Annotated in this window: 4 protein-coding genes; 1 reads left to right on the forward strand and 3 read right to left on the reverse strand. The window is 68.5% G+C overall.

Annotation, left to right across the window (positions count from 1 at the left end; all coding sequences use genetic code 11):
* From VGT00_05505 to VGT00_05515, 3 genes are all read right to left on the reverse strand, one after another.
* The coding region (locus VGT00_05505) for a response regulator (protein ID HEV8530850.1) at positions 1 to 342 on the reverse strand (342 nt) is incomplete at its 3' end.
* A gap of 8 nt (positions 343 to 350) precedes the next feature.
* Positions 351 to 3,212 carry an ATP-binding protein gene (locus tag VGT00_05510; protein ID HEV8530851.1) on the reverse strand — a complete coding sequence of 954 codons (2,862 nt, stop codon included), beginning with the start codon at positions 3,210 to 3,212 and terminating at the stop codon, positions 351 to 353.
* A 181-nt stretch (positions 3,213 to 3,393) separates the two neighbouring features.
* Entirely contained in the window at positions 3,394 to 5,100 is a 1,707-nt protein-coding gene (locus tag VGT00_05515) for a TonB-dependent receptor (GenBank protein ID HEV8530852.1), read from the reverse strand.
* A 283-nt stretch (positions 5,101 to 5,383) separates the two neighbouring features.
* Between VGT00_05515 and VGT00_05520 the strand changes: the two genes are divergently transcribed.
* A partial coding sequence (locus VGT00_05520) for a cyclase family protein (GenBank protein HEV8530853.1) occupies positions 5,384 to 5,977 on the forward strand: 594 nt, incomplete at its 3' end.

Genomic DNA, 5,977 nt, shown 5'->3' on the forward strand with positions numbered 1-5,977 from the left:
GATGTGGAGCAGCTCCTCGTGCTTGAAGGGCTTGGCGACGTAGTCGAAGGCGCCCTTCTTCATCGCCGAAAGCGCCGTCTCCACCGACGCGTAGGCGGTGATCATCATCACCACCAGCTCGGCGTCGATCTTCTTGAGCTCTTCGAGGACGTCTATGCCGCCCATGTCCGGGAGCATCACATCCACGATGGCGGCGTCGAAGCCGTGGCGCCGGGCGAGGGCCAGGCCTTCGGCGCCGTCCTCGGCCAGTGTCACCTTGAAGCCCGCCTCGCCCAGGAGGGAGTTGAGGACGTCCCGCATCACCTCTTCGTCGTCGACGACGAGGATGGACTGCCCGCTCATGCTGGACATTATCTCTCGGCGGCTTCCGCGACGCTCAGGGCGGGCAGGGTGACCTGGAACGTCGTGCCCTGGCCGGGGGCGCTGTCGACGAAGATCGCCCCGCCGTGCTCCTGGAGGATCCCGTAGGAGACGGAAAGCCCCAGGCCGGTGCCCCGTCCGATGCCCTTGGTGGTGAAGAACGGGTCATAGATCCGCTTGATGTCCTCGCGCTTGATGCCCACACCCGTATCCTTCACCTCCGCCACCACCGCGTCCTCCTCGGCATGCGTGGCGAGCGTCAGCCAGCCCCCGCGCGGCATCGCGTCCCGCGCGTTGAGGACCAGGTTGAAGAACACCTGCTGCAGACGGTTCTCGTTCCCACGCACGGCGGGCAGATCGGCGGACAGCTCCTTGCGTATCTTGATCCGCGCCGTGCGGAGCTGGTGCTCCAGCAGGGAGAGCACGTCGAGGATCACGCGGTTCACGTCGACGGATTCCAGCTCGGCTCGCCCGGAGCGCGAGAAGTTGAGCAGGTTGTTGATGATCTTGGCCGCCCGGAAGGTCTGCTTCTCGATCTTCTCGAGGAGACCCGCCCGCGGGTCGCTCGGGGGAACCTGTCCGCGGAGCATCTGGGTGTAGGAGGAGATGCCGGCCAGGGGCGTGTTGACCTCGTGGGCCACGCCCGCGGCGAGCAGGCCGATGGAGGCCATCTTCTCGGAGTGCTGGAGCTGCTCCTCGAGCCGGATGCGGGCGGTCACGTCGTCGACGATGAGGATCATGCCCCAGCGCTCGCCGCCGACCTGGAAGGGCGCCACCGAGACGTTCACCATCAGGCCGCGGCCGTCCTCCGTGGGGAGGTGGAGCTTGTAGATGTTGGCGATCTCGTGGTCTCCCGCCCGTCCGGGCGCCAGGCTCCCCTTGAGCGCCTCCCGGAAGGAGCCCGGGAAGATCTCGTCCAGCCCCCGTCCCAGCACCGCCGCCCGCGGCTTGCCGTAGAGGGCCTCCATCGCCCGGTTCCAACGGGCCACCCGGCCCTGCAGGTCGAGGACGAGGATGCCCGAGTCGAGGCTCTCCAGGATGCTCTCGTTGTAGTCCGTGAGCTGCTGCAGCTCGTCGGCCTTCTCCCGCAGGCTGCGGTAGAGCCGGCCGTTCATGAACGCGGTGGCGGCCTGGCCGGCCAGGGCCTGCAGCAGGTCCACTTCCTCGCTGTTGAGCGGATCGGCGCCCTCCTTGCGCCCCACGCCGAGGATGGCGATCAGCTCGCCCTTCACCCGGCAGGGGAAGTAATAGGCGAGGTTGAGGGGGCCCGCCTCCGGGAGCTCGTCGGCGAGCGCCTCCGCGTTGACGGGCCCGCCCGCGTCCAGCCGCTGCCGCAGGGGCCCGTCCGCCGGCAGCCTCCGCGAGCGCGCGGCCGGCTCGCATCCCCGCGAGCGGAAGATCGCGAAGCCGCCGTCAGGACCGGGAAGGAAGACGGCCAGCGAGGACACTCCCAGCGCCGACCCCACTCCCTCCAGCAGCCGCTCGGCCATGCGAGCGAGGTCGAGATCGGCGTTCAGGTCCTGGGACAGGCGCAGGAGCGCCTTGCGCGAGCTGTAGCGCTCGCGGAAGAACAGGCGGTCGATCCCCTCCTGCACGCGGCTCTTGACGGGCGTGAACAGGAGGATGACCACCACCGTGCAGAGCACGGCCACCAGCATGACGTGCGGCTCGTCGTCCCCGGCCAGCGTCGCCTGGAAGAGGCTCACGGCCGCCAGGCAGATCCCGATGATGGCCGCCGTGGCGAGGATGTACACGAGGGTACGCCGGAAGATCAGCTCGACGTCCATCAGCCGGTACTTGACGACCGCGTACGCCAGCGACAGCGGGATGAGGGCGAGGGGGACGAAGCCGGCCAGCTCCATGGCCGCCCGCGGCGGCCGTCCCAGGACGAAGGGAATCGCGTAGAACACGAAGAAGGGAAGCACGCCCGCGCCCGTGCCCCACACGAGCCACTGCATCTGCTTGCGCACGGTGAGGCTCTTCGCCCGGCGATAGGAGCTGAGCAGGATCACGAACGAGACGGCGAAGAGGACGGCGAAGTAGAGCGGCTTCCACCGGTCGATGGCGGCCGTGATCTGCCAGAGCGCATCGCTCCCGTTGGTCGCGACGAACAGGACCTGGCTCGCCACCGCCGCGCCCGCCAGGGCAAGGGCGGGCATGTAGGCGGCGGGGATCAGCCAGCCCCGCGAGTGCGCGAGGCGGCGCTCGGGGAAGGAGAGGCAGAAGTGCAGGAAGACGACGGGCAGGAACAGGATGGCCAGCGTGTCCGACCACAGCAGCGTCCAGTCGGCGAGGTTCAGCTTACCCGTGTACGACGTGGAGTACATGAGGAAGAAGAGCAGGCAGATCGCGTAGAAATGCAGAGCGGCCCGATCGGGCGGCCGTCGCAGCATCACGATCGTTCCCACCACCAGGCTGAAGAAGCCGAAGAGCGACAGGTAGTAGAAGAGCGTGACGTTACCCTTGGAGAGAGGCCTCACCGTGACCTCGAAGCTCCGGCGCTCGTCCGCCCGCAGCAGCGAGTAGGCCAGGCGCGTGCCCGGTGCGGTCCGGGACAGACGCTGCTGGACCTGCTCGGGACGCGGCACCTCCTCGCCTTCGAGGGCGAGGAGCACATCGCCCGTCCGGACGCCCGCCAGTGCCGCCGGGCCACCGGGAGCGACCCGGCCCGCGACCAGGCCCTGCGGAGCCGCCTTCCAGAAGACCCCGTCGTCCATGAGGCGCCACGTGGCCTTGAGGAAGATGTTGTAGAGCCCGAGGCTCGCGAGGAGCAGGGCGACGAGCACGAAGGCCGCGTTGCGCACCCGAGCCCGCTTCATCGGCATTCGCTGGTGCCCAGCGGGCGATTCCACGGTGGCTCCTCGCTCCCTTGCGGCTGCGATCGAATCCACTGGCCCGGTGCAAACGGCATGCCCATCAAACGCTCCGGAAGGAGAAACGAAACTCTGCCCCTGCAATAACTTCGACTTGGGCTACGAATGCTGAATCCATTCGCGCGGATCGCCGATCCAGAAACCTGGATGGCCCTGGGGCTCAGAAGCGGACCGAAATCCCCCCGAGCACTCGCGTCGGCGGATTGACTACCGCCAACTCGTCCAGCACGGCTCCTTCCGACGTCTCGTAGAACAGGTTGCGGACGGCGAGGAGGACGTCCCACTCCGCCCGCGTGATCCGGCCCACGAAGGGAAGACCCTGGCTGAGCTGGACGTCGAAGCGGTGGTTCGTGGTGGAGGGCCGACGCGTCCGGTCGCCGTCGGGATTCAGATGGATGATGCGGTAGAAGGCCACGACGCGCGTTCCGGTCTCGTCGATGGAGGTCTCGAGACGCGTGGCCAGGTCGTGGAAGCCGCTTCCCTCGGCGGCGAAAGCGGCCGGCACGACGGACAACCCCGCCGGCGCTTCGCGCGAGCTGCGACCGAAGCGATAGGAGACCGAGCCGCTCATCAGGCCGCCGAAACGGCGGGCCACGGTCAAGCCCATGCCCCGCACGGCCGTGTCGCCGAGGTCGGAGATGTGGAGGGCGCGCGCGGAGCGAGGGCCCTGGTAGGAGTTTCCGAGCTGATGGTTCACGTTTTCGTAGAACGTGTGGGCGCCTATGGTGGTGGGGCCGAAGCTCTGGTCCACCGCCAGCTCGAGCCGTGTCGCGCGCTCAGGCCGCAGCGAGTCGTCGATGAACGCAAAGGCCACGGCGGGCGCGGTGGCCAGGGTGGACAGCGTCAGCAGGTCCCCCCCGGGGGCGAGTGTGCGCGCCTCGACGGTCGCGGTGATGCGGCTGTGATCCTCCCCGAGGACCACGACCGAAACCTGCGGATCGAAGTGGTTGGAGTCACGCAGGAAGCCGATGTAGCTGAATCGGCCACCGAGCCGCGTGGTGACCTTATCGGCGATCTGCCACTCATCCGCGAGGAAAGCGGCGCCGACGCCGTGCCCGCGGGCCGGGGACCGCTCGCCGGGAGCGAACGGCCGCAAGGGCCGGGTGCCGTAGCCCATGCCCGCTTGCATCGTGTGTCCGCCGCCCGGCTCGAACACGAACTCGGCCGCCATGCGCCAGCTCGCGCTCTGGCTCTCGGCCACCAAGCCGCCGAGGCTCCACTGGCCGGCATTGGCAATCCGTCCCTTGAGCCGGAGAACGCTGTAGCTGTTGGCGGGCTCGAGCCCGTCTTCGGCGGGGATGGGGTTGGCCATCACCTCCACGGTGCCGACCAGGTCGGGCACCAGCGACGCAAGCAGCCGCGACGGCTCGGGAGCAGTGGCGTCGGTCGTGGCCCCCACGGCTTCCGGCTCGCGGGTCTCCAGAACCGACCGCCGCTTGTGCCGCAGCAGCCAGCGCAGCTCCGCGAGCGAGGGCGCGTCGTCCTTGCCTTCGGCCTGGGCCCTGGCTTCGGCCACCGCCGCCGCTTTCTCGTCTCCGACCGGTGTGAGGCTGACCGTGAAGTTCGCTTCACGGTTCGGAAGCACGGTGATGTGGTGCGCCGGCGCCGGCAAGTGACCGGAACCCAGGGCCCGGAGCGTGTAGGAGCCCGCGGGCACCGAGGGGAGCGAGAAGCGACCGGCGGCGTCGGAGAGGGCTACGAGGCCTGCCCCGCCCACGCCCCTGCCAAAGAGCGAGATCACCGCGCCCGCGACCGGCGCCCCGCGGGTGTCCTCGACGAGCCCGGTGAGGCCGCCCTCGGCGAGGCTGGCCGCAGAGGCGGTCCTCGCCAGGAGCGCGAACAGAAGGACTGATGTGCTACGGGACAAGCGACCGAGCTTCAAAGAGCGCTCCTGCTGTTTCACGCTAGCAGGCCCCCGCAACCCTGTCAAGACTGGTCTTTTCTATGCTATAAGACGTGTTCGCGCAACGCTATAAGACGTGTTCGCGCAACAGGATCCTTTCCCGGCACAGGAGTCCGTCCGCTAGACGGAGGACGGATCCTAGAGCGGCTCTTCGGGCCGCGCAGGAGAATGCAACGTGGGTACGTGTCTTCGGGTCCTCATTTTAGGAGCGTGTCCTCCATAGTTACCGGGACACGCTCCTAGCCCTATGAGCAAGATCATCGACGTGACCGTACCCCTTTCGGCGGACCTGCCTGTCTGGCCCGGCGACCCGGCCTTCCGGCTGGAGTTCACCCAGCGCATGGCCGACGGCCAGCACTGCAACCTGAGCCGCCTGAGCCTGGGCTCGCACGCGGGGACCCACGTCGACGCCCCCTTCCATTTCGTGGCCGACGGGACGACCGTGGACGAGCTGCCGCTCGAGATCCTGATCGGCAAGGCCCGCGTCGTCACCGTGCCCGTGCGCGATGCGATCGGTCGCGAGCACCTCGAGGCGCTCGACCTGCGGGACGACATCCGGCTGCTCATCAAGACGCGCAACTCCGGAGCGCTGCGCCAGCCGAGGTTTCACGAGGATTTCGTCTACCTGACCGCCGACGCGGCGACGTACCTGGCCCAGGCGGGCCTCAAGCTCGTCGGCATCGACTACCTTTCGATCGATCGCCACGCGAGCAAGGACCATCCCGCCCATCACACGCTGCTCGAAGCGGGAGTGGTGGTGGTGGAGGGGCTGGACCTCTCCCAGGTCGAGCCGGGCGAGTACGACATGACGTGCCTTCCCTTGCGGGTCGCAGGGGCGGAC

The sequence above is a fragment of the Candidatus Methylomirabilota bacterium genome, assembly GCA_036002485.1.
Classification (GTDB): domain Bacteria; phylum Methylomirabilota; class Methylomirabilia; order Rokubacteriales; family CSP1-6; genus AR37.